Here is a 23,261-nt window from a genome sequence, read left to right on the forward strand (position 1 = left end):
GTGCAGGTTCGTGCAGCGATCGTCAACCGTCGCTGTCTTGACCCTGGCATGGATGGAGCGGGCAGGGACCCGTTTGCGCGGCCCGGAATTTTCGGGCCGCGTGCAGGCAGTGGCAGGATGGAGATGCCCGTCAGAGCAGGAAGTTGGCGGCGAAAAGCTCGCCCTTCTGCACATCATCGAGCGTGATCACATCGGTCTTGCTGATCGTGATGATCGCATCGCCATCCTTGTAGGTGAGATGGTTGCGGATCAGGTCCCGGTAGTTGGCGATTTCGTCGATGGCGCTCAGGTCGATGACGTCGGCCTCGCCTGTAGAGCCGAAATCCGTGATGAGGTCCTTGCTGCACTTCGCCTCGAACACGAAGGTATCGATGCCAGTGCCGCCCGTCAGCCGGTCTCCGCCGGTGCCGCCGAACAGAAAATCATCGCCGCCGCCGGCCGATAGCTTGTCGGCGCCGCCAAGCCCCAGGATCTGTTCACCGAGCGCAGTGCCATTGAGCGTATTGCCCTTGGCATTGCCCTTGATCTCCGCGCCCATGGTGGTCACGCCCTGGACGGTGATCACAGCCAGCGCCTCGTCGAGGTTGCTGCCGTCCGAAGCGCTGTAATTGACGATCACCGTTTCCTTTTCGCCAGCCTTGAGGTCGCGGCCGGTCCAATTCACCTGCAGTTTTCCATCGACGATGGATACCGCTGCATCGCCCGCAAAGACCTCGGCACTGTCGATCGACAGCGTGTCGCCGTCAGGGTCGCCGTCATTGGCGAGCACGTCGAGCAGTGCTGCGGCGCCCTCGTTGATCGCGAACTTGTCACTGGCGGCGATGGGCCGGTCTTCCATCGGGGCATAGGTGATGGAGATCGATGCTTCGTCGGACTGAAGCTCGGAAGCAGAATTATCGACCACCCGGAACTTCAGAACAGCCGGATCCGAGCCGCTGAAATTGGCCGGACCGACGAAGGTCACCTTGCCGGCGCGTATGTCATCGATGTCGACAGTTTCGCCTTCCTCAACGCGAACCCCATCAAGGAACATACGCGCGCCGGTCGGAATGTCGGTGAAGATGACGGCTGAGAGACTGTCTCCATCTCGATCGCCAAAAGGAAAGAGACCTTGATAAAGACGAAAGGTCTGGTCTTCGACGAGGTCAATGCTCCTGTCAGAAGTCAACGGCTTGTCGGGAGTGCCCGCGACATCGAAGTTGACAGAATATAGGTTGGCAGATGTGTTGGAGCCATTGTTGTCGGTGCTGCCGTCATCGATGACCTTGAAATCGAAAGCCGCGATATTGTCGCCGAAAGTATTTGCGTCGCCATGCCAGACAAGCAGATCAAGCTGGTCGACATCGACAAACTGACCGGCCGAAACCGCATTCCCGTCGAGTGTCAGATAGCCCTTGTCGCTGATGCCGGTGATGCTGATGCCGAGGAGCGCATTACCTTCCAGATCGTCGATCGGAAAATCGGCCACACTGAACGTATAAGTGCCGGATTCCGCAATCGAAAAAGTCTGATCATAGCCGGTCGGCGCATCGTTGACGGCCGTAACATTCAGCACCAACCTGTTGGCGGTCTGATCGGTATCGACGCCGCCATTCCAGGTGCCGCCGTCATCGACAACCTGGAAAGTGAAGGAGGCAAGTTCATCGCCGTTTTCGTTGGTGTTGGGAGTCCAGACCAGCTTGGAGATATTATCGGCGGCGATATGTTGTCCGGCAGATACCGCACCTCCGTCGAGCGTCAGGCCGCCAGTTGGCAGCGACGTGATGATGATTTCCTTCAGATCCTCACCGTTGGCGTCGGAAAAGCCGAAATCGGAGACGCTGAACGTGTAGCCTTGATCTTCAAACAGGCTAACGTTGCCGTCGATACCTTCTGGAGCGATGTTCAGATAGTCCGTAATGATGTCAAAGAAACCGGCCTCGTTAGAAGAGTCGTAGAAAACCACCCGGATGTAGCCGGCGCTCTTCAACTGGTCCCCGGAGACGAGCAGCCTTTCGAAGGGGGTGAGGATGTTGTCGCCAAAGAAAACCCATTTGAGATAATCGCCATCCGCGTCGGCAAAGCCAATCAACTCCTCCGACAAGGTAAAGCTTGCATATTCCGGAAGGTTATTGGGATCTCCGTCGTCGGGATTGAGTGTCACAATAATGTTGTTTGCAGTTGGTGCCGTCATGAAGATCGCTCTTAAGGCAATTGAGATATACTGAAATGAGACCAGATTCAAAAGACTACAGCCAACTGGCATTGCTTGCCGGTCGATCAGCTGATCGCATCAGAATCCCTATCTAATGCGGAGTCATATTGCAGAGAAAAGCAATCTTCAATCCCTGATGGTAGGGAAAATCGTTTTAGTCTTGCTTTTGACTTATGTTCATTTGCTAGGTAGCTATGATCGATGTCTTGTGTCTCGTAGAGAGGGTCCACAGACTTCAGTGAAGCTTGACCTGCACCTCACCCCTCGCGGCTGCGCGTCTCCCACATGGCCTTGAAGGCCGGACGTTCATGGCAGCGCAGGTACCAGTCGCGAACACGCGGGCAGGGCTCGAACAACGTTGGTACTTCCCAGGCATAGCGGATGATTTCCGCGACGTTGAGATCGGCAACGGTGAAGCGGTCGCCGACCAGCCAGTCCCGGTTTCCGAGATGCTGTTCGAGAATGGCGAGCGGTTTTCTGAGCAGGCGGCTGGCGACTGCAATCTTTTCGCGGCCGCCCGGCGTCTCTTGGAGGCCGTTGTCGAATGTGAGCACGATCTCGACCGAATGCGGCTCGATTTCGTTGACAGCCCAGAAGGACCAATTGAGCATCTGCCCCTCTTCGGCGATCGATTGCGCGCCGACCGGCCCACCATGTTTGCGGGCGAGATAGAGGTTGATGGCAATCGATTCCCACAGAACCAGCCCGTCATCGTCGATGGTCGGGATATGGCCGTTGGGATTGATGGCGAGGAAATCCGGTGAGCGCGTATTGATCGGCGCATCTTCGGCCAAAGGCTCATCCAGCCGACGCGCCTGGATGACCGGGATGCTCTCGAATGCGAGCCCGAGCTCAAGTGCCATCCAGTAGTTCCGCGATGCACGCGATTGATAGACGCCATAGATTTTCAGCATATTCCGTCTCCTGTTCGGTTGCAGGATGCCGCGCTCATTTTCGATCGTCCAATCAATAAACGCCTGATCTGAAATCAGCCGAATTGATCGAATTCGCGCGGACGTATGAGCCGGCCAATTTATTCGATCGCCCTGTTTCCCGCGGAACAGGCGTGCCGGCAGACCGAAGCTATGGTCACTTCATCGGACACGCATATGTGTCGCACCAATCGGATGGAGATCGAAATGGCCAATCTTTTCATAGACAAGCGCAATGCAAGCGGTCCCGTCGACGAATGGGGCCATGAGGGCAACGACAGGATTTTGGGTTCGCGGTTTGGTGATGAGCTCAAGGGCGCGCAGGGCAACGACACGATCGAGGGCAATGCTGGCGATGACGTCATCATGGATGTGACCTGGGTCGGCTTCAAACCGAATTTCGGCGCGATCTTCACGGCGTCGCGCTTCACGGACAGTGGTCGCCTGTTGATCAGCAATTCCGTTCCCGACAATCTCGAAGTCAGCTTCCCGTCCTTCGGAACCCAGCTTTTTCACGGTGGCAACGATCGCTTCTTCGGCGGCGATGGCGATGATTACCTGCTTGGCTTCGGCGGTGACGACCGGCTCGATGGCGGCGACGATCTCGATGTGCTGCTCGGCGGAACCGGTCAGGATTTTCTCGCCGGCGGCGAAGGCGATGACATTCTTGCCGGCAACATCGGCAACGATACGCTACAGGGCGGCGACGGCAACGATTTGCTGAATGGCGGTTTCGGAAATGACCGGCTGGAAGGTGGCAAGGGTGGCGACCGGCTGATCGGCGGCGATGGCATCGATACGGCCGCCTATGACAATTCGCTCGCCGGCGTCCATGTCAATCTGCAGTACGGCACTTACGCCCTCGATACGCCGCGGTTTTCCGATGTGATCGGCGACAGTCTCGAAAGCATCGAAAATGTCGACGGATCGCGCTTTGATGATGTGATCAGCGGAACGAGCGGCGTCAACGATCTCTGGGGCGGCCTTGGCAACGATGTTTTGCTTGGCGCGGCCGGCGCCGATATCCTCGATGGCAGTGCAGGAACCGATACCGTTGCCTATTTCGGTTCGCGTGCCGGTGTCGATGTCGCTCTCGCATCCTCGACATCGTCAACCGGCGCGATCGGTCGCGGCGGTGATGCGCAGGGCGATGTGCTGATTTCGATCGAGAACCTCTCCGGCACCAGCTTTGGCGATCGCCTGGTCGGCAACAGCAGCGACAATCGCTTTTTGGGATTTTCCGGCAATGACGAATTGCGCGGCGAAGCGGGGCGCGATCATCTGGAAGGCTGGGAAGGCAACGATACGCTCTCGGGCGGCGATAATGACGACTTTCTGATTGGCGGCACCGGCTCCGATCTCTTGGATGGCGGCGAAGGGATCGACACCGCGAGCTTTGCTGATCTCAGCGCCCGGCTTTTCGTCGAACTCAAGGAGCGTGGCAGCGATGGCCGGGCGATCTCCACCGAACCTGGGACGCCGTTTCGGGTTGCGGTCACTGATACGCTCCGCTCGATCGAAAAAGTCATCGGCACCGCTTTTGACGACGAATTCTTTGGCAACAGCGAACGCAACACATTCAATGGCGGCGAAGGTGCCGATACGTTCCATTACAGCATCGGCGGTGATACGATCGATGGGGACGGCGGTATCGATACGCTCGATATGTCAGGCCTGAAAGTCGGCGTCACGGCAACACTCGGCGGCTCCTTCACCACCGCCATCACGCTTGACCAGGGCTTTGTGCGCGACATCGAGAACATCTTGACCGGCAGCTTCAACGACACGATTACGGGCTCCTTCACCGACAACCGGATCGAGGCGGGCGGTGGCGTCGATATCATGTCCGGTCTGGCCGGCAATGATACGTTCGTTTTCACGTCCATCACCGACAGCGGCCTGGAACGCGGCGAACGTGATGTCATCACCGATTTTACCGCAGGCGACCGGCTCGACCTGACTGCGATCGATACGGTTCCGGAAATCGATGGCGATCAGATCTTCGTCTTCCTCGGCGAGGGCCGCTTCACCGGTTCGGGCGGCGAGATCCGGGCAACCGCCAACAATGGCGGCAATATGCTGGTGGCGATCGATCTCGATGGAGATCGCCAGGCGGATTCACGCATCCAGCTTGATGGTGTCTCCGAGCTTCTGGGATCGGATTTCCTGCTCTGAACGGGGTCTACTCAACCGGCAAAGGCAAGGAGGGGCGCATCATGCGCCCTTTCGGCGTTCCTGAGGATGAAGGCAGCGACGTCGGTGGCTGGCAGCGGCCGGCTGATCAGGTAGCCCTGCAGCGCATTGCAGCCATTCTGGCAGAAGAATTCGGCGGCCTCTTCCGTCTCCACGCCTTCTGCCACGACATCGAGCTGCAGCGATTGCGCGAGCGTCGTGATCGAGCGAACGATCTCGCCCAGATTGCAGGAATGCGAGCTGAACGCCTTGGCAAAGGACTGGTCGATCTTGAGACTGTCGAACTTGAATTTCCAGAGATAGGAAAGGCTGGAATAGCCGGAGCCGAAATCATCGAGCGCGGTGCGAAAGCCGAGTGCGCGGATCGCCTCGAGCTGGCTCATGATGTCGGGACTTTCCGATAGAAGCACATTTTCGGTCACCTCAAGCACAACCCGCCGCGGGGAGATGCCGGTTTCCCTCAAAGCCTGTTCGAGGATCGCCAAAAGCGGGCTGCCATTGTTTTCCTGAGGCGCAAATTGGCGCGGCGACAGGTTGATGTTGACGGAAACATGTTCCGGCCAGGTTGCGGCAAAGCGCATCGCCTCATGGAGCACCTGTTCGCCGATCGCGCAGATCAGCTTCTGGTCTTCGGCCATCGGGATGAAGAGAGACGGCGAAATCAGGTTGCCTTCACCATCCTTCAGCCGCAGAAGTGCCTCGAACGAACGGATTTCTCCCGATACTCCATCGACAACCGGTTGATAATGCAGTTCGAAACTGCGGTTCGCCAGCGCCTGCCGCAGCACCTTCTCGATGCGGCGCCGTTCGAGCCGGCATTGCTGCAACTCGGCGCTGAACAGTTCGCAGCGGTTCCGGCCCTGCTGTTTGGCGTGATAGAGCGCCTCATCCGCCTTCAGGATGACGGAATCGAGATCTTCGCCTGTTTCGGATATGGCGCAGCCGACGCTGGCGCTGAAAGAGAGGTTATGGTTGCCATAGGGCAGTGGTTGCGCGAGTGTTTCGACAACGGAACGTCCCAGTGCGACCGGGTTGCTATTTGGCATGTGCAAACGGCCGGCCATGATGAACTCGTCGCCGCCGAGACGTGCGACAAGATGGGCGCCATCGACGAGGCCGGAGAGACGTCGACCGACTTCGAAAATGACGGCGTCGCCGGCGCCATGGCCGAACTCGTCATTGATTTCCTTGAAATGGTCGACATCGATCACGAGAACGAAGTAGCGACCGTTTCCCGCCGCCAGCCGGTGGCCCAGTTCCATGAAGCGACCACGGTTGAGAAGCCCGGTCATGCTGTCCGTATAGGCCATGGTGGTCACATGGTCGAACAGTCGCCTCTGGTCTTTCTGGCGCTTTCGGGTCTGAAAACTCAACCAGGCCAGCGCGGCCACGATCACCAGCGAAAAGAGGTTGCGGAACCACATCAGGCGCGACAGCATCTTGTCGACAGCCGCGAGGTCACGATCGACATCACGGCGTATTTCGAGCATGGCGCGCGAATGGCCAGTTGCGGATGGAACGGAGATGATCAGGCGCAGGAGACGCCCGTTTTCACCATTCAGGACCCGGTGGATGACCCTGGTCGGATCCTGCCGCAATTGTTCGGCAGCCGATCGCGCGAAGGCATCGCGGGCGGTCGACATGTCATAGAGCTCGATATCGAACTGAGACCGTGAACGGCGGTGATTGGGCTGATGCGGTTTTGTAAGATCCGAGTTGAGATGCAGGCCGATATTGCGCGCGATGATGGTGGTGCTGGAGATCAATGTCTCCATTGTCGTGCGTTGAACTGCGCGGGAAACAAAGTAATTGGCGATCGTTGACGAGATCAAAAGGATCAGGGCCACGCCGACGACAACATGCATGGATAGCCAGCTGTCGATAGGCGCACGCTTGACCGGAATTCCTCCGGTCTGCGGGTTCAGGAGCGGGGGTGCCAACTTGCTCATCGATCTGCCGTTGATTGCCAGTCTCTTGCCGAAAAATGTCGGTCGTTATTTCAATCCACCTAACAAAGTCGTTGTTAAATAACGATGAAATCGATGAATTTGCATCGTTCTGAAACGCAACACCTGTCATCAGGGTTAAGGAAACATTTCTAGCGCCAACGTGAACGTCACCCAGGCAAGGATCGAAGACCGCTTACGCTTGCATATTTTGATTTTTTTCCCGAACCGGGAAAATCCTTCAGCCTTTGGTAACCAACATCGGTAACCATAACAGCCAGTAAATGCGTCCAGTGTAACGGTGAGTATGAACATGGCGGCTGTCCTATCGCTCCGCGAGGCCTTGTCCGGTCTTCCGGCCCAATCCTGGCTTAACTCCATCATCAAGGGCGATTGTGTCGCAGCGCTCGAAGCGCTGCCCGACAAGAGCGTCGATGTGATCTTTGCCGACCCGCCTTACAATCTACAGCTCGGTGGCGCGCTGCATCGTCCGGACCAGAGCCTGGTTGATGCCTGCGACGACGAGTGGGATCAGTTTGCAAGTTTTGAGGCCTACGATGCCTTCACCCGTGCCTGGCTGCTCGCCTGCCGCCGGGTGCTGAAGCCGCATGGCACCATCTGGGTCATCGGCTCCTATCACAATATCTTCCGCGTCGGTGCGACGCTGCAGGATCTCGATTTCTGGATCCTCAACGATATCGTCTGGCGCAAGACCAATCCGATGCCGAATTTCAAGGGTCGCCGGTTCCAGAACGCCCATGAGACGATGATCTGGGCGAGCCGCGATTCCAAGGCCAAGAGCTACACCTTCAACTACGATGCCATGAAGGCGGCCAACGACGATGTGCAGATGCGCTCGGACTGGCTGTTTCCGATCTGCTCGGGTGGCGAACGCTTGAAGGGCGGTGACGGCAAGAAGGTGCATCCGACACAGAAGCCGGAAGCATTGATCGCCCGCGTGCTGCTGGCCTCGTCCAAGCCGGGTGATGTCGTGCTCGACCCGTTCTTCGGCTCCGGCACCACCGGAGCGGTGGCCAAACGCCTTGGCCGCAACTTTGTCGGCATCGAGCGCGAACAGGATTACATCGATGCGGCACGCGCCCGTATCGAGGCGGTCGAGCCGCTGGCCCAGGCCGAACTGACGGTCATGACCGGCAAGAAGGCCGAACCGCGTGTTGCTTTCAATTCCCTGGTCGAGGGCGGGCTCATCAAGCCGGGTCAGGTTCTGACCGATGCCCGTCGCCGCTATTCCGCAATCGTGCGCGCCGATGGCACGCTGACGGCGAACGGCGAGGCCGGTTCCATTCATCGTCTCGGGGCAAAGGTCCAGGGACTTGACGCTTGCAACGGATGGACGTTCTGGCATTTCGAGGAGGGCTCTTCCCTGCGCCCGATCGATGATCTCAGAGCCATCATCCGTAAGGGCATGGGCGAGGCGGGCGGCTGACCTCCAGGCCGTCTCCCCATCCTCAATTCTGCCGTATCCGGTTTCGTACTCCAGTCCCGGAAAGGCACTCGGCCCGGACCGCGCCAAAGCGCTCCGGGCCGTGTTTTCTATCTGTCAGGAAGCCGCAAAACCGGGGCGGTGGACTGGTTTAGCAGAAGCATTCGGTTGGATGGCTCTTCTCCCCTCGGGGAGAAGATGTCCGAAGGACAGATGAGGGGGGGAGCCCTCCAGACACCTGTCACTTCGCCGCAATCCCCCTCATCCGGCGCTATCGCGCCACCTTCTCCCCGCTGGGGAGAAGAGTTCACCACGCTTCAACTCGTATTGCGTCCCCGAAGCCGGACAAAATCTATCTGCCCGTTACCGGCGTTCGCCGGGCCGTTCCGCCTGCGGGCGTTTAAGCGTGACGCCTTCGATTTCCGCGAGCGCTTTCCAATCGAGGCATCCGGCCCCCTCCGAACAGGCGTTGCAATCGCTGCAGCTCGAAACAACCGAACCGTTGACAGTATCCGAATGGGGCAAGTCGCGAACGAAGAGGGTCATGGCATTCAATCCTTGTAGGAGGGATCGGTCGCGTCGAGACGCGATTTGAGATAGGCGAAATGCTCGAATGCCATGCCGCGATAATCGTCCCAGCCGGCGGCGGTCTTTTCGGCGACCTCGTCGGAGAGCACATTGAGCGGCTGACCGGTCGAATAGGCCAGGATCTGGGTCTGCGCCGCCCGTTCGAAGAAATAGAGATCCTCGAAGGCTTCGGCGACGGTCTGGCCGGCGCAGGCCACACCGTGATTGCCCATCATCAGCGTCTTGTGATTGCCGAGCGATTGCACGAGCCGCATGCCTTCCGCATCCTCGTCGGCAATGCCGCCGAAGCCGAGATCGACACCGGTGCGGTTGAAGAAACGCGCCGTGTTGTTGTCGAGCGGCTTGAGCGTCGGATCCTTCAGCGTCGACAAAGCCGTCGAATAGGGCGGGTGGCAATGAAGGAGCACCCGCACCGAAGGCCGTTTTCGGTGGATCGTGCCATGTACGGTCCAGGCCGACGCATCCGGCGCATTGGGACCCGTCATCACGTCCGGATCGTCGGCATTCAGGAGCAGCAGGTCGCTGGCCCGGATCGACCCGAAATGTTTCCATTTCGGGTTCATCAGGAAGGTCTTGCCATCGGCTGAGACAGCAGCGCTGAAATGGTTTCCGACCGATTCATGCCAGCCGAACTCGACCGCCAGCCGGAAGGCGGCGGCGAGATCGATGCGCAGCTGAATCAGGTCGTCGCCCGAAAGATCGCCCGTCATTTGAAACGGCCTTCCGAGACCAGCGCGCGGTAGGTCGAGCGCATTTCGCCGCGGTCGGCATAGCAGCCGCGCAGGTAGCGGTCGCCGCTGGTGGCCGAGTAGGCCGAACGGCCATGCACGATGCGGTGATTGTCGAACACGATGCATTCGGTGGCTTCGAGCCGGAAGCGCATCAGATATTTGTCGGACTGCAGCATGCGGCCGAAGCGGCAGAAGGCCGGGTAATACTTGTCGAGGAAGGCCTGGTCGAGATCGAAAATGTCGGCCATGTGCTGGCTGATCGTGACGCCCGAGACTTCGCCATGCTGGTCGAGTTCGATCACCCGCTGGCGCGAGCGCATGTCATAGGTGTCATGCTCGCAGTAATAAGGGATCTCGGTTTCCGACAGCAGCTTGAAATCGTCCGGGAACTGTTCGCGCAGATCATTGGCCACAGCAACGCCATCGAGGAACAGGTTCTGGCCGCCCTCGACACTGTTGGCGCGCACATGCAGGAACTGCACGCCCGGCGCCACGTCTTCCGCCGGCGTATCGGTATGCATTTCGAGCGCCTTGGCAGTGTAGGCGAGGTTGGTCGGCTTGATATGCGTCTTGACGTCGAAATATTCGCCGAAGAAGGTCGGTCGTACATGGCCCATCAGGCGCACGAGATCGGTCAGGCCCTCATGGCTGTCCGGCATCGCGGTAACGATCGCAACACCTTCGACGATCATTGCCTCGAGCCAGGCGGCCACCGCCTTCTTGTCTGCCATCAGCGTCGCATGGTCGAAACGGGCGATATCCGGATAATGGTCTGAATACCAGGCGCGGCGCGGCAGGTCGGCCGGGTCGTGGCGCACCTTGCCTTCGCTATACTGGCCGAGCCAGGCGAGATCATAGCGGCTCTTGTGGCCATCGCCGGCCCAGGTGATCGCGAGCGCGCCGTCTTCGATTGCTGCTTCCGCGGGCTTGGGCGCCGCATCGAGATGGAAAATGTCGAACACGCGTTCGCGCGTCTGGCTGTCGAACGAACTCGCGCAATTGTCGCGCAGCCAGTAATAATTGAAATAGCCGGTCTTGCCGTTGGGCAGGGCAACCTCAAGGCCGTTTTCCTTCAACGTGAGAGCCGAGGGGTTGGTGACGCGAGCGTCCATGAATTCATTCCTTTTCAACTTATGTAATGTTGCGGCGCACTTACCAATCGCCTGCTGATATCTGGACGATAATTCCGATTTCGGTTAGGGAGAATATGGGAAATGTTAAATTTAATATAAGCATGGTGTTATGATGCCAGATCGCCTGTTGCCCCCCTTGCGGCTGTTGACCGTGTTCGAGACGGTGCTGCGTGCCGGCAACATCCAGCGGGCGGCAGCCGAGCTCAATGTCACCCAGCCGGCTGTCAGTCAGGCGCTGAAGGCGCTGGAGGATTATGTCGGGCTCAGGCTACTCGATCGCAGCACGCGACCGGCGACACTCACCGAGGCGGGACGCATCCTGCAGATCGGCGTGACAGAGGGGCTTGATCGCATCGCCGAAGCTGTCGAACAAGTCCGCAATCTCGACCGGGCGGCTGGGCAATCGGTCACCATCGCCTGTTCGGTCGGCACCGCCACCTATTGGCTGATGCCGCGTCTGGCCGGTTTTTACACCGAACAGCCCGATATCGCCGTCAACGTTATGACCACGCCCGGCTCGCCCGAATTCCAGCCGGGCATGGATCTCGCCATCCGCTACGGCACCGGCAACTGGAAGGATGGCCGCATCGTCAAGCTGTTCGACGAGCGGGTGGTGCCGGTCTGCAGTCCCGATCTCGCCGCCGAAATCGGTGGCGAAGCCGGCCTCTTACGGGCGACACTTCTCCATGTCCGCAGCAGCGACCGCAGCTGGTTGACCTGGAAGGACTATTTCGACCTCAACAACCTGCCGGAAAACCGCACGCTCGGCCGCTATTTCACCAACTATATCCAGGCCACGCAGGCCGCCCTTTCGGGCCAGGGGGTAATGCTGGGCTGGGAATCCAACACCGGCGATCTCGTGCGCGAAGGCCGGCTGGTGACCCTGGGCGGCACGCCCATGGTGCCGAAGGAAGCGTTCTATCTCGTGGTGCCGGACCGGCGCGACCGCAAACCGGCAAGCGATCTCCTCGAAGCCTGGATCAGGCGGATCGCTGCCGGGCATGGATAGGGTCAGGCAAAAGAAAACAGCACCTCAAGCCGCGTCAATCAGTCGTTCAGCAGTTTGCAGATCGACGCTCACGAGGGTGGAAACGCCCTGTTCGGCCATGGTCACGCCATAGAGGCGGTTCATGCGCGCCATGGTGATCGGATTGTGGGTAATCACCAGAAAGCGCGTTTCGGTGGTGGAGGCCATCTCGTCGAGCAGGTTGCAATAGCGTTCGACATTATGGTCGTCGAGCGGCGCATCGACTTCGTCCAGGACGCAGATCGGCGCCGGATTGGTGAGAAACACGGCAAAGATCAGCGCCATGGCGGTCAGCGCCTGTTCGCCGCCGGAAAGCAGCGTCATCGTCTGCGGCTTCTTGCCGGGCGGGCGAGCGAGAATTTCAAGCCCCGCTTCCAAGGGATCGTCGCTCTCGATCAGCTGCAACTCCGCCTCTCCACCGTTGAACAGGTGGGTGAAGAGCCGCTTGAACTGGCTGTTGACCTCATCGAAGGCGGCCATCAACCGTTCACGGCCCTCGCGATTGAGATTCTGGATCGCCGAACGCAGCTTCTTGATCGCATCGATCACATCATCGCGTTCCTTGATCAGCGCCTCGAGCCGTTCGCTGAGTTCAGCCTGTTCTTCTTCGGCGCGCAGGTTGACGGCACCCAGCCTTTCGCGCTCCATCTTCAGCCGTTCGAGATCGATCTCGATGCCGCGAATGTCAGGCAGGGGAGCATCCGGCGCCAATCCCGTCAGCCGCAACACTTCGTGCGGCGCGCAACTCAGCACTTCGCGGATGCGGACCTCCTGGGCAATCCGCCATTCGCGGGCCGAAACCAGCCGTTCCTCGATGCGGCCGCGCTTTTCGCGCGCTTCGGCAAGGGCAGCAAGCGCTGAGGATGCGCGGCGATCGGCTTCGCGTTCCTTGTTTTCCTGCAGCGCCAGCTGGTCGGCAGCGGCCTTGCGGGCGGCGTCCGCCTTGCCGATTTCGGCCACGAGGGCGCGCCTGCGCTCCTCGAACTCTTCCGGCGCGGCCATGAGATCCTCAAGCTCGATGCGTGCTTCTTCCTCTCGGCCGACCAGCGTCTCGATCTGATGCGCGGCAGAGGCTTCGCGCTCATGCCACAGCTGGCGTTCCGAGGCGATTGCCGTCAGCCGCCGGCGCCGCGCCTCGTTCTCGCGCGTTTCGGCCTCGTGGGCGGCGCGTGCTTCGGCCAGTGCCATGCGCTTTTCCGCCACCAGCAGACCCTGCTGCCGCAGCCGGAACTCGAGGCCGGTCAGGTCGGGCGCCTCGGCAAGGGCTATGCGCGCATCCTCCTCGGCAATGGTCAGTTCCTCGAGGGAGGTTTCGATCGTGTCGGCCTGTTGCACGATCACGTCCTTGCGGCGGGTGAGATCGGCACTCGCCTTCTCCGCCTCCGCCAGCGCCTCGCGGGCTTCGGCAAGTTTGCGGGAGAGCAGCCTCAGACCGTCGCGGGCATGGGTGAGCGCCATCTCGCGATCGCGCGTTGCTAGGGCAGCCGCTTCCTGCCGCTCGCTCGCCTCTTCGAGCACATAGCGTGCCTCTTCGCTCTCGGCCTCGAGAGCCGCGAGCCGGTTGCGTTGCTGCAGGCGAAGGGCTGCCGCACTCGGGGCACCCGCCTTGGTCTCGTGTCCGTCCCAGCGGAAGACGCGGCCCTCGCGCGTCACCAGCCGCTGGCCTGTCGAAAGAAACGGTTTCAGCCGTTCGCCGGTTGAATCGTCGACCAGACCGATCTGCGCCAGTCGGCGCGCGAGTTCCGGCGGTGCCTTCACATGGTTGCCGAACGGTTCGGCGCCGGAGGGCAGCGCAGGATCGGCATCGGCCGGTCCCGGCATCGACCAGAAGGCCGGCGCTTCCGGATCAAGCGCCGAATCGAGATCTTCGCCGAGCACGGCGCCAAGGGCGGCTTCGAGGCCACGGGCGGCAGTGATCCGTTCGGCGACAGCGGCAAAGGCTGAGCTGCCGGTGGCGGCCAACATCTTTTCGATCGTGCGGGCTTCGGTTTCCAGCATCTGCAGCCGGGCGCGAGCCTGCTCGACCGGCTTGCGTGCTTCGAGTTCGCGTGTCCGAGCATCGGCGAGTGCCTGTTCGGCCTCGGCCTGGCGCCCTTCGCCATCCTCATAGGCGATTTCCGCTCCTTCGAGATCGCTGCGCCTCTCTTCGGGATCGGGCAGGGCGGCGAGTTTGATGTCGATCTGGTCGAGCTCGGCGCGAACCTCCTCGCGCTGGCGTTCGAGCCTGAGCTTGCGTTGCGAGAGATCGGCGAGGAACCGTTCAAGCTGCTGGCGGCTGGCGGCAGCCTCGGCACGTTCGGCCGTCAGCGCTTCCATCGCTGCCTCTTCCGCCGAAACATCGGCGGTGGCGTCGCGCAATGTTTCGGCCAACGTCTCGGCGCGTTCGGCTGCATCTTCCAGCATCTGGCGCAGCTCTGCCTCTTCCTCGTCAAGCGCAGAAAGCATGCGGCTGTTGCCGGCGATCAGCTGGCGCTCGCGCGAAATATCGGCGGAAAGCTGGGCGATGCGGCGTTCGAGATCCTGCCGGCGGCTGTCGAGACGCTTGGCATCCTCGTCAAGCTGGGTGCGGGCGATCGTCAGGCGCTGCAGGGCGGCGGCGGCTCGTGCTTCGGCATCGCGCAGGTCCGGCAGGCGCAGGCCTTCGATCGCCTGGTCCTTGGCGGCCTGCATCTGCTCCTGCGCCTTTTCGGCCACATCGTTGGTCGCCTGGTTGAGCGCGCTCTCGGCCTCGCCTTCGGCCTGCTTGGCCTGCGCCCAGCGGATATGCAGGAGCTTGGCTTCTTCGGCCCGGATGGAGGCCGAAAGCTGCTTGAACCGGTTGGCCTGGCGCGCCTGGCGCTTGAGGCTTTCGATCTGGCTCGAAAGCGTCGCGGTCACATCTTCCAGCCGCTCGAGATTGGTCTCGGCCGCCCGCATCCTGAGTTCCGCTTCATGACGGCGCGAATGCAGGCCGGAAATGCCGGCGGCCTCTTCGAGCAACTGCCGGCGCGCCTGCGGCTTGGCCTGGATCAGTTCGCCGATGCGGCCCTGGCCGACCATGGCAGGCGAGCGAGCACCCGTGGAGGCATCGGCAAACAGAAGCTGCACGTCACGCGCACGCGCTTCCTTGCCGTTGATGCGATAGACCGATCCCTGTTCGCGTTCGATGCGACGGCTCACCTGCAATTCGTCGGCATCGTTGAAGGCGGCCGGTGCGCGGCGCTCGCCATTGTCGATGAAGAGGCCCACTTCCGCCGTGTTGCGGGCGGGACGCTGACCCGAGCCCGAGAAGATCACGTCATCCATGCCCGAGGCGCGCATGTTCTTGTAGGAATTCTCGCCCATCACCCAGCGCAGCGCTTCGACCAGGTTCGACTTGCCGCAACCGTTCGGCCCGACGACGCCGGTCAGGCCGGGCTCGATCAGGAACTCCGAAGGTTCGACGAAGGATTTGAAGCCGGTCAGGCGCAGTTTGGTGAATTTCATGCGGCCACCATATCGCTGGTGATAGCTAGACCATTCACCAAATGCTTTCGGCGTTCAATGCCCCTCCCCAACCCCTCCCCACAAGGGGGAGGGGCTAACCCGGCTTTGCCCTCGCAGGCCCAAACAGACCTTTGAGCAAGGCGAAAGGATGATTTCGGGTGGCGCTGGAGCAGCCAGCTAAGCCCCTCCCCCTTGTGGGGAGGGGTTGGGGAGGGGTTTGCGCCACGAACGTTGAAAGAGGGCGTGATCAGCTTTCCGCAAAACAAAACAGGCGGCAGCCCGAAGGCGCCGCCCGTCATGCAATCAAACGGTGGATCAAAGAGCGGCGTCGATGAGACCCGACATTTCTTCAACGCTCATTTCCCCAGTATAACGCTGTCCGTTGATGAAGAAGGTGGGTGTGGAGTTGACGCCGAATTCCTTGGACGCCGCATCCCGCACCTTGTTCACATCATCCAGAAGCTTCTGGTTCGTCAAGCAGGCTTCGAAGCTCTCCTGTGTAAAACCGGCGAGCTTGGACATCTGCAGAAGGGCGGCCTTGCCGTCTTCGGCGGTCGCCCAGGTCATCTGGCTGGCAAAGAGCGCCGAAACCATCGGGAAATACTGGCCTTCCGGCGCGCAGCGCGCCAGCATGATCGCCGCAGCCGCGCGGGTGTCGAGCGGGAATTCGCGGAGCACGAAACGGACCTTGCCGCTATCGACATATTTGGTCTTGATCGCCTCGAACGTGCCGGTATGGAAGCGGGCGCAATGCGGGCAGGTCATCGACATATATTCGACGATCGTCACCGGTGCGTCGGCCTTGCCGATCGAAACGTCCGGCAGGGCGCCGGGCGCCATCAGCTTGGCGACATCGACCGAACCTTCCGCTTTGGGCAGCTCGACCTTGGATGCCGGCTTGGTCTCAGCCGGCGTTGTGGCCGGAGCCTCCGTCTTGGTTTCGGCTGCCGGTTCCTTCTTGGCTTCCTTTTCCGAGGAATCGCTGCAGGCGGCCAGCGTGGAGGCGAATGCAACGGCAGCGGCGCCGGCGCCGAGGCGCTTGAGAAGATCTTTACGGGTAAGCAACATGGAAAGTCCTCGAATGGGCGAAATTTCGCCTCTGGATATACGTTGCCCGGTCGCGCTGCAAGCGCCCAGCCCGGTCATCTGTTCAAACAATTGTGACGAGCCAAAGGCTTCCACTGTCGCTGTCGTGAACCGCTTCAGCGTTTGGTGCGCCCGATGATCGCGCGGCCGAGCCGGTCGAGCGCCTGCTTCAGGGCTTCATGTTCGATCTCGCCTGTCATCGAGGAGAGCTTGGCATTTTCGGCGGCATTGAGCGGTTTTGGCTTGCGCCGATACTTCTGCTGCACTGCCACGGGCTTCTGGACGATCCGCACCTGCCGGATCGCGGGATAGCCGAAGAACCCATTGATCCTTTGGATGAGTTCCCCCTGGGCATGGGCCAGAAAGAGCGCTCGGGCCCCTTCACAGGCAATCGTCAGCACGCCGGGTTCAACGCGAGCTTCTTCCCCTGCCATTTCCGAATTGCGTCGCGGCCAGGTGATCTTTTCCGGGCGGGTGCAATCGGCGAAGTCGGTGCCGACGATTTCATCCCACGAGCCGATCAGCGCCGTGTTGATGCCTGCCTTACGCGCCAGCACAGGATCCATCAGCCGGTTGGCTGCTTCCGAGATCTGAATCGCTCCATTCCTGTGAAATGTCATTTAGGGACTTCCGGACCGAGGCCAAGCTTGTTACGCCCTAGATAATCGCGTTCCCTCGAAACGGCAACCATGACACTGACACCTCGGTCGCAATTGACCCGCCCCGAAGCCTCGCTGCTGCTCGCCTGGTATGATCGCCATCACCGCGAACTGCCCTGGCGCGTCGATCCCAAGATGCATGCGGCCGGTATCCGGCCCGATCCCTATTTCGTCTGGTTGTCGGAGGTCATGCTGCAGCAGACCACCGTCCAGGCCGTGAAGGCCTATTTCCTCAAATTCATCAGCGTCTGGCCGACAGTGGTCGATCTTGCCGCCGCCGACAGGGAGGAAGTCCTCAAAGCCTGGGCCGGGCTCGGTTACTATGCCCGCGCCCGCAATCTCATCAAATGCGCCGAAGAGGTGGTGGACCGTTTCGGCGGCAAGTTCCCCGATACGGTCGAAGAACTGGCGAGCCTGCCGGGCATCGGCGACTATACCTCAGCTGCCATCGCTGCCATCGCCTTCAATCGACGGGCGCTCGTCATGGATGGCAATGTCGAGCGCGTGATCTCGCGGGTCTTTGCCATCGAGATGCCGTTGCCTGCCGCCAAACCGTTGATGCGCGCCTGTCTCGATGCGATCACGCCGCAGGATCGGCCCGGCGATTTTGCCCAGGCGATGATGGATCTCGGCGCCACCGTCTGTTCTCCGCGCCGTCCGGCCTGTGTCTTCTGTCCCTGGCGGAACGATTGCCGCGCTTTTGCGCAGGGCGATCCAGAACCCTTTCCGTTCAAGGCTCCGAAGAAGGAGAAGCCCGTCCGGCTGGGGGCCGCTTTCGTGGCGCTTGACGACGCGGGCAGGGTGCTTCTGCGAAAGCGGGGCGAAAAGGGTCTGCTCGGCGGCATGACCGAAGTGCCGACGACGGACTGGACAGCAAGGCAGGATGGCGCCACCGATCCGGAGGCCGCTCCCTTTGCGGCCGACTGGCAGGAGAAGGGAATGGTCACGCATGTCTTCACCCATTTCCAACTGCGCCTCACCATCTATTTCGCCAAGGTTATGGAGGCCTCAGACGATCACGGCTGGTGGGAGCCGGTCGCAAATCTTGAAGGCCAGGCGCTTCCAACTGTCATGAAAAAGGCAATTGCGGTCGCTATCGGCGAGAAAAGACAGAAATGAAAGGACCTTCCATGCCCCTCCCGGTCGACCATATCGTCTTCGATATCGGACGCGTGCTGATCCACTATGATCCCGATATCCCGTTCTCGCGGATCATTCCCGATCCGGTCGATCGGAAATGGTTCTTCGATAATGTTTGCACCCATGACTGGAACATCGAGCAGGATCGCGGCCGGACCTGGGCCGAGGCCGAAGCGCTTCTCATTGCAAGCCATCCCGACCAGGCCGAGCGCATTCGCGCCTTCCGCAAACATTGGCACGAGATGGTCAGTCACGCCTATGACGACAGTGTTACGCTCCTGAAGCGCTTCATCGATGAAGGCCGCGATGTGACGATGCTGACCAACTTCGCTGACGATACGTTCGATCAGGCGCAGGAGATCTTTCCGTTCCTGACCCTGCCGCGGGGTGTCACTGTCTCGGCCCGCGTCGGCCTGATCAAGCCGGATCCGGAAATCTACCGCGTTCACACCGAACGTTTCGGCCTGGTGCCCGAGCGCACGCTCTTCATCGATGACAGCCTGCCCAATATCGAGGCTGCGCGCGCCTTTGGCTGGCAGGCAATCCACTATAGCGGAGCCGAAAAGCTCAGGGCCGATCTGGCCGCCCACGGCCTGCTGTGAGGCAGGCCATGCGTTTCGATCCTGTTGCAGCCCTGATTGCCTATCACGACGCCATCAACCGGCTGGATTTCGAGGCGATCGAGACGATGTTTGCCGAGGATGCGCTCTATGTCTCGCCGGGCTTCGGCGGCGAGACGCGTGGTCGTGCGGCGATCCTCAAGGCCTTCCGCGACTATTTCGCCCGCTTTCCCGATCAGCATGCCAAAGATGATCTCGTCGAACAGCTTGGCGATCGTTCGGTGCGCTCGGTCTGGCGGCTTGAAGCCACCGACCGGACAACGGGAGAGGTCATCCGCCGAAATGGCGAGGAAGTGACCGACTTCGACGATGCCGGCCGGATCGTGCGGGTGACGGTGTTTGATCGGGGGTAGCTTTCCTGCCGTCGCGGCATGGCCACGAAGGCGCCCTTTCGATGCGGAGAGACCTTTGAGCCGCAGGATCATGAATTCCGGTTTGAAAGCGCCTATATTCGGTGCATAATCCAACCGTATTGGGTCGCGGGCAGGCGGTCGGCTTTTGCAATCTGCTATGAGCGGGAGAAACGGAAATGAAGCATCATTCGATCCTGGTTCGTGCCTACTGGGATGAGGATGCGCGCGTGTGGGTCGCCTCGAGCGCAGATATTGACGGGTTGGCCGTCGAGGCGGAGACCCTGGAGTTGCTAGAGCAGAAGTCTCTGGCGGCGATTTCCGACCTTCTCGAGTTGAACGGCGTCACATCCGATCTGCCGGAAATCCCCGTTCATTTCATGGCAGAGCATCTGGCAAAGATCCCCAACCCCTGTTTTTGAAATCCCATGGCGGGCTATCTCAGGGAACTGCTCGAGCTTCTGTCCAAGGCAGGCTGCACCTTCCATCGGCATGGGAAGGGTGACCACGACATCTGGTATAGTCCGATCACCAAGCGCTATTTCACCGTCGATCATGGCGTGAAGTCACGGCATACGGCCAATGAGACTCTGAAGCAGGCTGGGCTTCCAAAGGCCTTCTGATCTCATCGGACATTTTTGCTTGGCGCTGGCTGCGCAACCGGCACTGCACGAACCGGATGCCTCGGGACTTGCTTAGCCTATGCGACGCCCTTTGTGCATTGCAGCATTTTCTTGTTCGATGCTGTTTTCAAAATGCTGCGAATGAGATAGCAGTGATCTCAACGAGAAATGCTGTTCCGCGCGGGGTGAGGGCCGGAATCATGAAATGGGTCTATAATTTTGGTGCCGGCAAGGCCGAGGGGCGGGCCGATCTCGCCGAGAGGCTGGGCGGCAAGGGGGCAAACCTCGCGGAAATGTGCCTGATGGGCCTGCCGGTTCCGCCGGGACTGACCATCGTTGCCGATGCCTGCAATCACTTTCTCGTCGAAGGCCGCCATTTTCCCGATGGGCTGAAAGCCTCGGTCGTCGAAGGCCTGCAGAAGATCGAGATCCAGACCGGCCGCAAGTTCGGTTCCGCCAACCAGCCCCTGTTGCTCTCCGTTCGCTCGGGCAGCCGCGTCTCCATGCCCGGCATGATGGATACCGTCCTCAATCTCGGCCTCAACGACGATACGGTCGTGGCACTCGCCCGCGACACCGGCGACGAGCGTTTTGCCTGGGACAGCTACCGTCGCTTCATCGAAATGTATGGCGGCGTCGTCATGGGGCTCGGCCATGACATTTTCGAAGAGATCCTCGATGACGAGAAGGCGCGTCTTGGCCGCGCGCTCGACACCGAAATGCTGGCGGCCGAATGGCAGGGTGTCGTGGCCCGCTACAAGGATATGCTGGACGAGGAACTCGGCCAGTCCTTCCCGATGGATCCGATGGCCCAGCTCTGGGGCGCCATCGGCGCGGTCTTTTCGAGCTGGACCAACAACCGCGCCATCACCTACCGCATGCTGCACAACATCCCGGACGATTGGGGCACGGCCGTCAATGTCCAGGCCATGGTGTTTGGCAATCTCGGCAATTCGTCGGCCACCGGCGTCGCCTTTACCCGCAATCCCTCCACAGGTGCCCGCGCGCTCTATGGCGAATTCCTCGTCAATGCACAGGGCGAAGATGTGGTGGCCGGCATCCGCACGCCGCAATCGATCACCGATCAGGCCCGCATCGAGACCGGTTCCGAAAAGCCCTCGCTCGAAAAGCTGATGCCGGAGGCATTCGCCGAATTCACCGCCGTCTGCGACAGGCTCGAGGCGCATTACAAGGATATGCTCGATCTCGAATTCACCATCGAGCGTGGCAAGTTGTGGATGCTGCAGGTCCGTCCCGGCAAGCGCACGGCGCGCGCCGCCATGCGGATTGCCGTCGACATGGTGTCGGAAGGGCTGATCAGCGAGGCCGAAGCGGTTGATCGCATCGATCCGTCGAGCCTCGACCAGCTGCTGCATCCGACCATCGATCCCAATGCCCGCGGCGAAATCATCGGTTCGGGCCTGCCGGCTTCGCCGGGTGCGGCAGCAGGCGAGATCGTCTTTACCTCCGAGGCGGCCCTGATTGCCGAGAAGGAAGGCCGCAAGGTCATCCTCGTGCGCACCGAAACCAGCCCGGAAGATATCCACGGCATGCATGCGGCAGAAGGCATTCTCACCACACGCGGCGGCATGACCAGCCATGCGGCGGTGGTTGCGCGCGGCATGGGCATTCCTTGCGTCTGCGGCGCCGGCAACCTGCGTGTCGACATGCGCAATCACGAACTCGTGGGCCACGGCTTCAAGCTCAGCGAAGGCGACATCATCTCCATCGATGGCTCGTCTGGCCAGGTGCTCAAGGGCCTGCAGCCGATGCTGCAGCCGGAACTGTCGCCGGATTTCGAGAAGATCATGGGCTGGGCCGACAAGATCCGCCGCATGCGGGTGCGCACCAATGCCGAAACCCCGTCGGATGCGCGCGCCGCCCGCTCCTTCGGCGCGGAAGGCATCGGCCTTTGCCGCACCGAACATATGTTCTTCGAAGGCGACCGCATCAACCAGATGCGCGAAATGATCCTCGCCGAGACGATCGAGGAGCGCCGCGAGGCGCTCAACGTCCTTCTGCCGATGCAGCGCGCCGATTTCGTCGAACTGTTCGAGATCATGCATGGCACGCCGGTCACGATCCGCCTTCTCGATCCGCCGCTGCATGAATTCCTGCCGAAATCGGAAGAGGAGATCGACGAGGTCGCCGCCCGCATCGGCATGGAGGCCGTGCATCTCAGAGAACGCATCGATGCGCTGCACGAATTCAATCCCATGCTCGGCCATCGCGGTTGCCGTCTGCATATCTCGCATCCGGAGATCGTCGAGATGCAGGCGCGCGCCATCTTCGAGGCCGCCGTCGAGGCGGCGCGCCGGACCGGTGCGGCCGTGGTGCCGGAAATCATGGTGCCCGTGGTCGGCCTCAAGGCCGAGCTCGACTACGTCAAGGCCCGTATCGATGCCGTTGCCAAGTCTGTGATGGATGAAAGCGGCATGAAGATCGAATATCTCGTCGGCACGATGATCGAACTGCCGCGTGCGGCGCTTCGCGCCCATGTGATCGCCGAAGTGGCGGAATTCTTCTCCTACGGCACCAACGACCTGACCCAGACCACCTTCGGCATGTCGCGCGACGATGCGTCGAGCTTCCTGCCGACCTATATGCAGAAGGGCATCATCGAGCGCGATCCCTTCGTCAATCTCGATTTCGACGGCGTCGGCGAACTGATCCAGATCGCCGCCGAACGCGGCCGCCGCACCCGTCCGGGCCTGAAACTCGGCATCTGCGGCGAACATGGCGGCGACCCGGTCTCGATCAATTTCTGCGAACAGTGGGGACTGGACTATGTCTCCTGCTCGCCCTTCCGCGTGCCGATCGCGAAACTCGCGGCGGCGCAGGCGACGATCAGGAGTGGCAGAAATCCGTGATGACCTATTGGGTCAATTTCGAAAACCCGACGCCGCTATGCAGGATGGGCTGGGGCGTAACGGCAATCGATGAAGCAGATGCGCGCGTGATTGTCATGGGTTCTCCGGAATGGGCGAGGGAGCCCTGTGCTATAGCCAGTATCCGCGCGATTTCCTTTGATGAAATCGAGAAAAATCATGTTCGCCCGAATATGGGCAACATCCTCGCTCGGGGAATCTGGTTTCCAGACGGGATTTGACGCGGGACAGCCGCATCGCGC

Annotated in this window: 19 protein-coding genes; 10 read left to right on the forward strand and 9 right to left on the reverse strand. The window is 60.6% G+C overall.

Annotation, left to right across the window (positions count from 1 at the left end):
- Window positions 1-130: 130 nt before the first annotated feature.
- Both Q4481_RS02625 and Q4481_RS02630 read right to left on the reverse strand, forming a co-directional pair.
- Window positions 131-2,173 (reverse strand): Ig-like domain-containing protein, encoded by a 2,043-nt coding sequence (locus Q4481_RS02625; RefSeq protein WP_304374703.1) that lies wholly within the window; start codon window positions 2,171-2,173, stop codon window positions 131-133.
- Between the two features lie 278 nt (window positions 2,174-2,451).
- Window positions 2,452-3,108 carry a glutathione S-transferase family protein gene (locus Q4481_RS02630; RefSeq protein ID WP_304374704.1) on the reverse strand — a complete coding sequence of 219 codons (657 nt, stop codon included), beginning with the start codon at window positions 3,106-3,108 and terminating at the stop codon, window positions 2,452-2,454.
- 225 nt (window positions 3,109-3,333) lie between these two features.
- Here Q4481_RS02630 and Q4481_RS02635 point away from each other — a divergent pair, with 225 nt between their 5' ends.
- Complete coding sequence (locus tag Q4481_RS02635) at window positions 3,334-5,301, forward strand: calcium-binding protein (RefSeq protein ID WP_304374705.1); 1,968 nt, start codon at window positions 3,334-3,336, stop codon at window positions 5,299-5,301.
- An 11-nt stretch (window positions 5,302-5,312) separates the two neighbouring features.
- Here Q4481_RS02635 and Q4481_RS02640 read toward each other — a convergent pair whose 3' ends face one another.
- Window positions 5,313-7,268 (reverse strand): putative bifunctional diguanylate cyclase/phosphodiesterase, encoded by a 1,956-nt coding sequence (locus tag Q4481_RS02640; RefSeq protein ID WP_304374706.1) that lies wholly within the window; start codon window positions 7,266-7,268, stop codon window positions 5,313-5,315.
- Window positions 7,269-7,578: 310 nt separating this feature from the next.
- Here Q4481_RS02640 and Q4481_RS02645 point away from each other — a divergent pair, with 310 nt between their 5' ends.
- Window positions 7,579-8,712 (forward strand): site-specific DNA-methyltransferase, encoded by a 1,134-nt coding sequence (locus tag Q4481_RS02645; RefSeq protein WP_304374707.1) that lies wholly within the window; start codon window positions 7,579-7,581, stop codon window positions 8,710-8,712.
- Between the two features lie 360 nt (window positions 8,713-9,072).
- On the opposite strand, the gene Q4481_RS02650 is transcribed toward Q4481_RS02645, so the two are convergent.
- From Q4481_RS02650 to Q4481_RS02660, 3 genes are read right to left on the reverse strand one after another with little or no spacing between them, the layout of a single operon-like run.
- The gene (locus Q4481_RS02650; RefSeq protein WP_304374708.1) at window positions 9,073-9,255 is read right to left on the reverse strand and encodes a hypothetical protein; all 183 of its coding nucleotides are present in this window, start codon (window positions 9,253-9,255) and stop codon (window positions 9,073-9,075) included.
- 5 nt (window positions 9,256-9,260) lie between these two features.
- Entirely contained in the window at window positions 9,261-10,007 is a 747-nt protein-coding gene (locus tag Q4481_RS02655) for a class II aldolase and adducin N-terminal domain-containing protein (protein ID WP_304374709.1), read from the reverse strand.
- Complete coding sequence (locus Q4481_RS02660; protein WP_304374710.1) at window positions 10,004-11,140, reverse strand: TauD/TfdA family dioxygenase; 1,137 nt, start codon at window positions 11,138-11,140, stop codon at window positions 10,004-10,006. The genes Q4481_RS02655 and Q4481_RS02660 overlap by 4 nt, the downstream gene beginning before the upstream one ends.
- Before the next feature lie 130 nt (window positions 11,141-11,270).
- Between Q4481_RS02660 and Q4481_RS02665 the strand changes: the two genes are divergently transcribed.
- Window positions 11,271-12,170, forward strand: a complete 900-nt coding sequence (locus Q4481_RS02665) for a LysR substrate-binding domain-containing protein (protein ID WP_304374711.1) — start codon at window positions 11,271-11,273, stop codon at window positions 12,168-12,170.
- A gap of 24 nt (window positions 12,171-12,194) precedes the next feature.
- Here the strand turns inward: Q4481_RS02665 and Q4481_RS02670 are convergent, their stop codons facing one another.
- From Q4481_RS02670 to Q4481_RS02680, 3 genes are all read right to left on the reverse strand, one after another.
- On the reverse strand, window positions 12,195-15,653 hold the full coding sequence (locus Q4481_RS02670) for a chromosome segregation SMC family protein (protein WP_304374712.1): 3,459 nt from the start codon (window positions 15,651-15,653) through the stop codon (window positions 12,195-12,197).
- A gap of 315 nt (window positions 15,654-15,968) precedes the next feature.
- Window positions 15,969-16,721 carry a DsbA family protein gene (locus Q4481_RS02675; RefSeq protein WP_304374713.1) on the reverse strand — a complete coding sequence of 251 codons (753 nt, stop codon included), beginning with the start codon at window positions 16,719-16,721 and terminating at the stop codon, window positions 15,969-15,971.
- A gap of 134 nt (window positions 16,722-16,855) precedes the next feature.
- Window positions 16,856-17,359: a DUF721 domain-containing protein gene (locus Q4481_RS02680; RefSeq protein WP_304374714.1), complete on the reverse strand. Its 504-nt coding sequence runs from the start codon at window positions 17,357-17,359 to the stop codon at window positions 16,856-16,858.
- Window positions 17,360-17,428: 69 nt separating this feature from the next.
- On the opposite strand from Q4481_RS02680, the gene mutY reads away from it, so the two are divergent.
- The 7 genes from mutY to Q4481_RS02715 all read left to right on the forward strand — a co-directional run bounded on the left by mutY (window position 17,429) and on the right by Q4481_RS02715 (window position 23,240).
- A complete protein-coding gene (gene mutY, locus Q4481_RS02685; protein WP_304374715.1) occupies window positions 17,429-18,517 on the forward strand; it encodes an A/G-specific adenine glycosylase in 1,089 nt (362 codons plus the stop codon).
- 11 nt (window positions 18,518-18,528) lie between these two features.
- Window positions 18,529-19,140: an HAD family hydrolase gene (locus Q4481_RS02690; RefSeq protein WP_304374716.1), complete on the forward strand. Its 612-nt coding sequence runs from the start codon at window positions 18,529-18,531 to the stop codon at window positions 19,138-19,140.
- 8 nt (window positions 19,141-19,148) lie between these two features.
- Window positions 19,149-19,511, forward strand: a complete 363-nt coding sequence (locus Q4481_RS02695) for a nuclear transport factor 2 family protein (protein WP_304374717.1) — start codon at window positions 19,149-19,151, stop codon at window positions 19,509-19,511.
- A gap of 176 nt (window positions 19,512-19,687) precedes the next feature.
- Window positions 19,688-19,930: a DUF1902 domain-containing protein gene (locus Q4481_RS02700; RefSeq protein ID WP_304374718.1), complete on the forward strand. Its 243-nt coding sequence runs from the start codon at window positions 19,688-19,690 to the stop codon at window positions 19,928-19,930.
- Between the two features lie 6 nt (window positions 19,931-19,936).
- Window positions 19,937-20,131 carry a type II toxin-antitoxin system HicA family toxin gene (locus tag Q4481_RS02705; protein WP_304374719.1) on the forward strand — a complete coding sequence of 65 codons (195 nt, stop codon included), beginning with the start codon at window positions 19,937-19,939 and terminating at the stop codon, window positions 20,129-20,131.
- A 197-nt stretch (window positions 20,132-20,328) separates the two neighbouring features.
- The gene (ppdK, locus tag Q4481_RS02710; protein ID WP_304374767.1) at window positions 20,329-23,001 is read left to right on the forward strand and encodes a pyruvate, phosphate dikinase; all 2,673 of its coding nucleotides are present in this window, start codon (window positions 20,329-20,331) and stop codon (window positions 22,999-23,001) included.
- Window positions 23,001-23,240: a hypothetical protein gene (locus Q4481_RS02715; RefSeq protein WP_304374720.1), complete on the forward strand. Its 240-nt coding sequence runs from the start codon at window positions 23,001-23,003 to the stop codon at window positions 23,238-23,240. The genes ppdK and Q4481_RS02715 overlap by 1 nt, the downstream gene beginning before the upstream one ends.
- Window positions 23,241-23,261 lie beyond the last annotated feature (21 nt).

This window comes from Fluviirhizobium alvei (genome assembly GCF_030551875.1).
Classification (GTDB): Bacteria; Pseudomonadota; Alphaproteobacteria; order Rhizobiales; family Rhizobiaceae; genus Rhizobium_E; species Rhizobium_E alvei.

What these genes read in the sequence shown, in the direction of transcription:
- Q4481_RS02690 (WP_304374716.1), top strand. Translation starts at nt 18,529, where the DNA reads ATGCCCCTCCCGGTCGACCATATCGTCTTCGATATCGGACGCGTGCTG.
- Q4481_RS02650 (WP_304374708.1), bottom strand. Translation starts at nt 9,255, where the DNA reads ATGACCCTCTTCGTTCGCGACTTGCCCCATTCGGATACTGTCAACGGT.
- Q4481_RS02645 (WP_304374707.1), top strand. Translation starts at nt 7,579, where the DNA reads ATGGCGGCTGTCCTATCGCTCCGCGAGGCCTTGTCCGGTCTTCCGGCC.
- mutY (WP_304374715.1), top strand. Translation starts at nt 17,429, where the DNA reads ATGACACTGACACCTCGGTCGCAATTGACCCGCCCCGAAGCCTCGCTG.
- Q4481_RS02705 (WP_304374719.1), top strand. Translation starts at nt 19,937, where the DNA reads ATGGCGGGCTATCTCAGGGAACTGCTCGAGCTTCTGTCCAAGGCAGGC.
- Q4481_RS02635 (WP_304374705.1), top strand. Translation starts at nt 3,334, where the DNA reads ATGGCCAATCTTTTCATAGACAAGCGCAATGCAAGCGGTCCCGTCGAC.
- Q4481_RS02625 (WP_304374703.1), bottom strand. Translation starts at nt 2,173, where the DNA reads ATGACGGCACCAACTGCAAACAACATTATTGTGACACTCAATCCCGAC.
- Q4481_RS02640 (WP_304374706.1), bottom strand. Translation starts at nt 7,268, where the DNA reads ATGAGCAAGTTGGCACCCCCGCTCCTGAACCCGCAGACCGGAGGAATT.
- Q4481_RS02630 (WP_304374704.1), bottom strand. Translation starts at nt 3,108, where the DNA reads ATGCTGAAAATCTATGGCGTCTATCAATCGCGTGCATCGCGGAACTAC.
- Q4481_RS02665 (WP_304374711.1), top strand. Translation starts at nt 11,271, where the DNA reads ATGATGCCAGATCGCCTGTTGCCCCCCTTGCGGCTGTTGACCGTGTTC.
- Q4481_RS02715 (WP_304374720.1), top strand. Translation starts at nt 23,001, where the DNA reads ATGACCTATTGGGTCAATTTCGAAAACCCGACGCCGCTATGCAGGATG.
- Q4481_RS02660 (WP_304374710.1), bottom strand. Translation starts at nt 11,140, where the DNA reads ATGGACGCTCGCGTCACCAACCCCTCGGCTCTCACGTTGAAGGAAAAC.
- Q4481_RS02695 (WP_304374717.1), top strand. Translation starts at nt 19,149, where the DNA reads ATGCGTTTCGATCCTGTTGCAGCCCTGATTGCCTATCACGACGCCATC.
- Q4481_RS02675 (WP_304374713.1), bottom strand. Translation starts at nt 16,721, where the DNA reads ATGTTGCTTACCCGTAAAGATCTTCTCAAGCGCCTCGGCGCCGGCGCC.
- Q4481_RS02680 (WP_304374714.1), bottom strand. Translation starts at nt 17,359, where the DNA reads ATGACATTTCACAGGAATGGAGCGATTCAGATCTCGGAAGCAGCCAAC.
- Q4481_RS02670 (WP_304374712.1), bottom strand. Translation starts at nt 15,653, where the DNA reads ATGAAATTCACCAAACTGCGCCTGACCGGCTTCAAATCCTTCGTCGAA.
- Q4481_RS02700 (WP_304374718.1), top strand. Translation starts at nt 19,688, where the DNA reads ATGAAGCATCATTCGATCCTGGTTCGTGCCTACTGGGATGAGGATGCG.
- Q4481_RS02655 (WP_304374709.1), bottom strand. Translation starts at nt 10,007, where the DNA reads ATGACGGGCGATCTTTCGGGCGACGACCTGATTCAGCTGCGCATCGAT.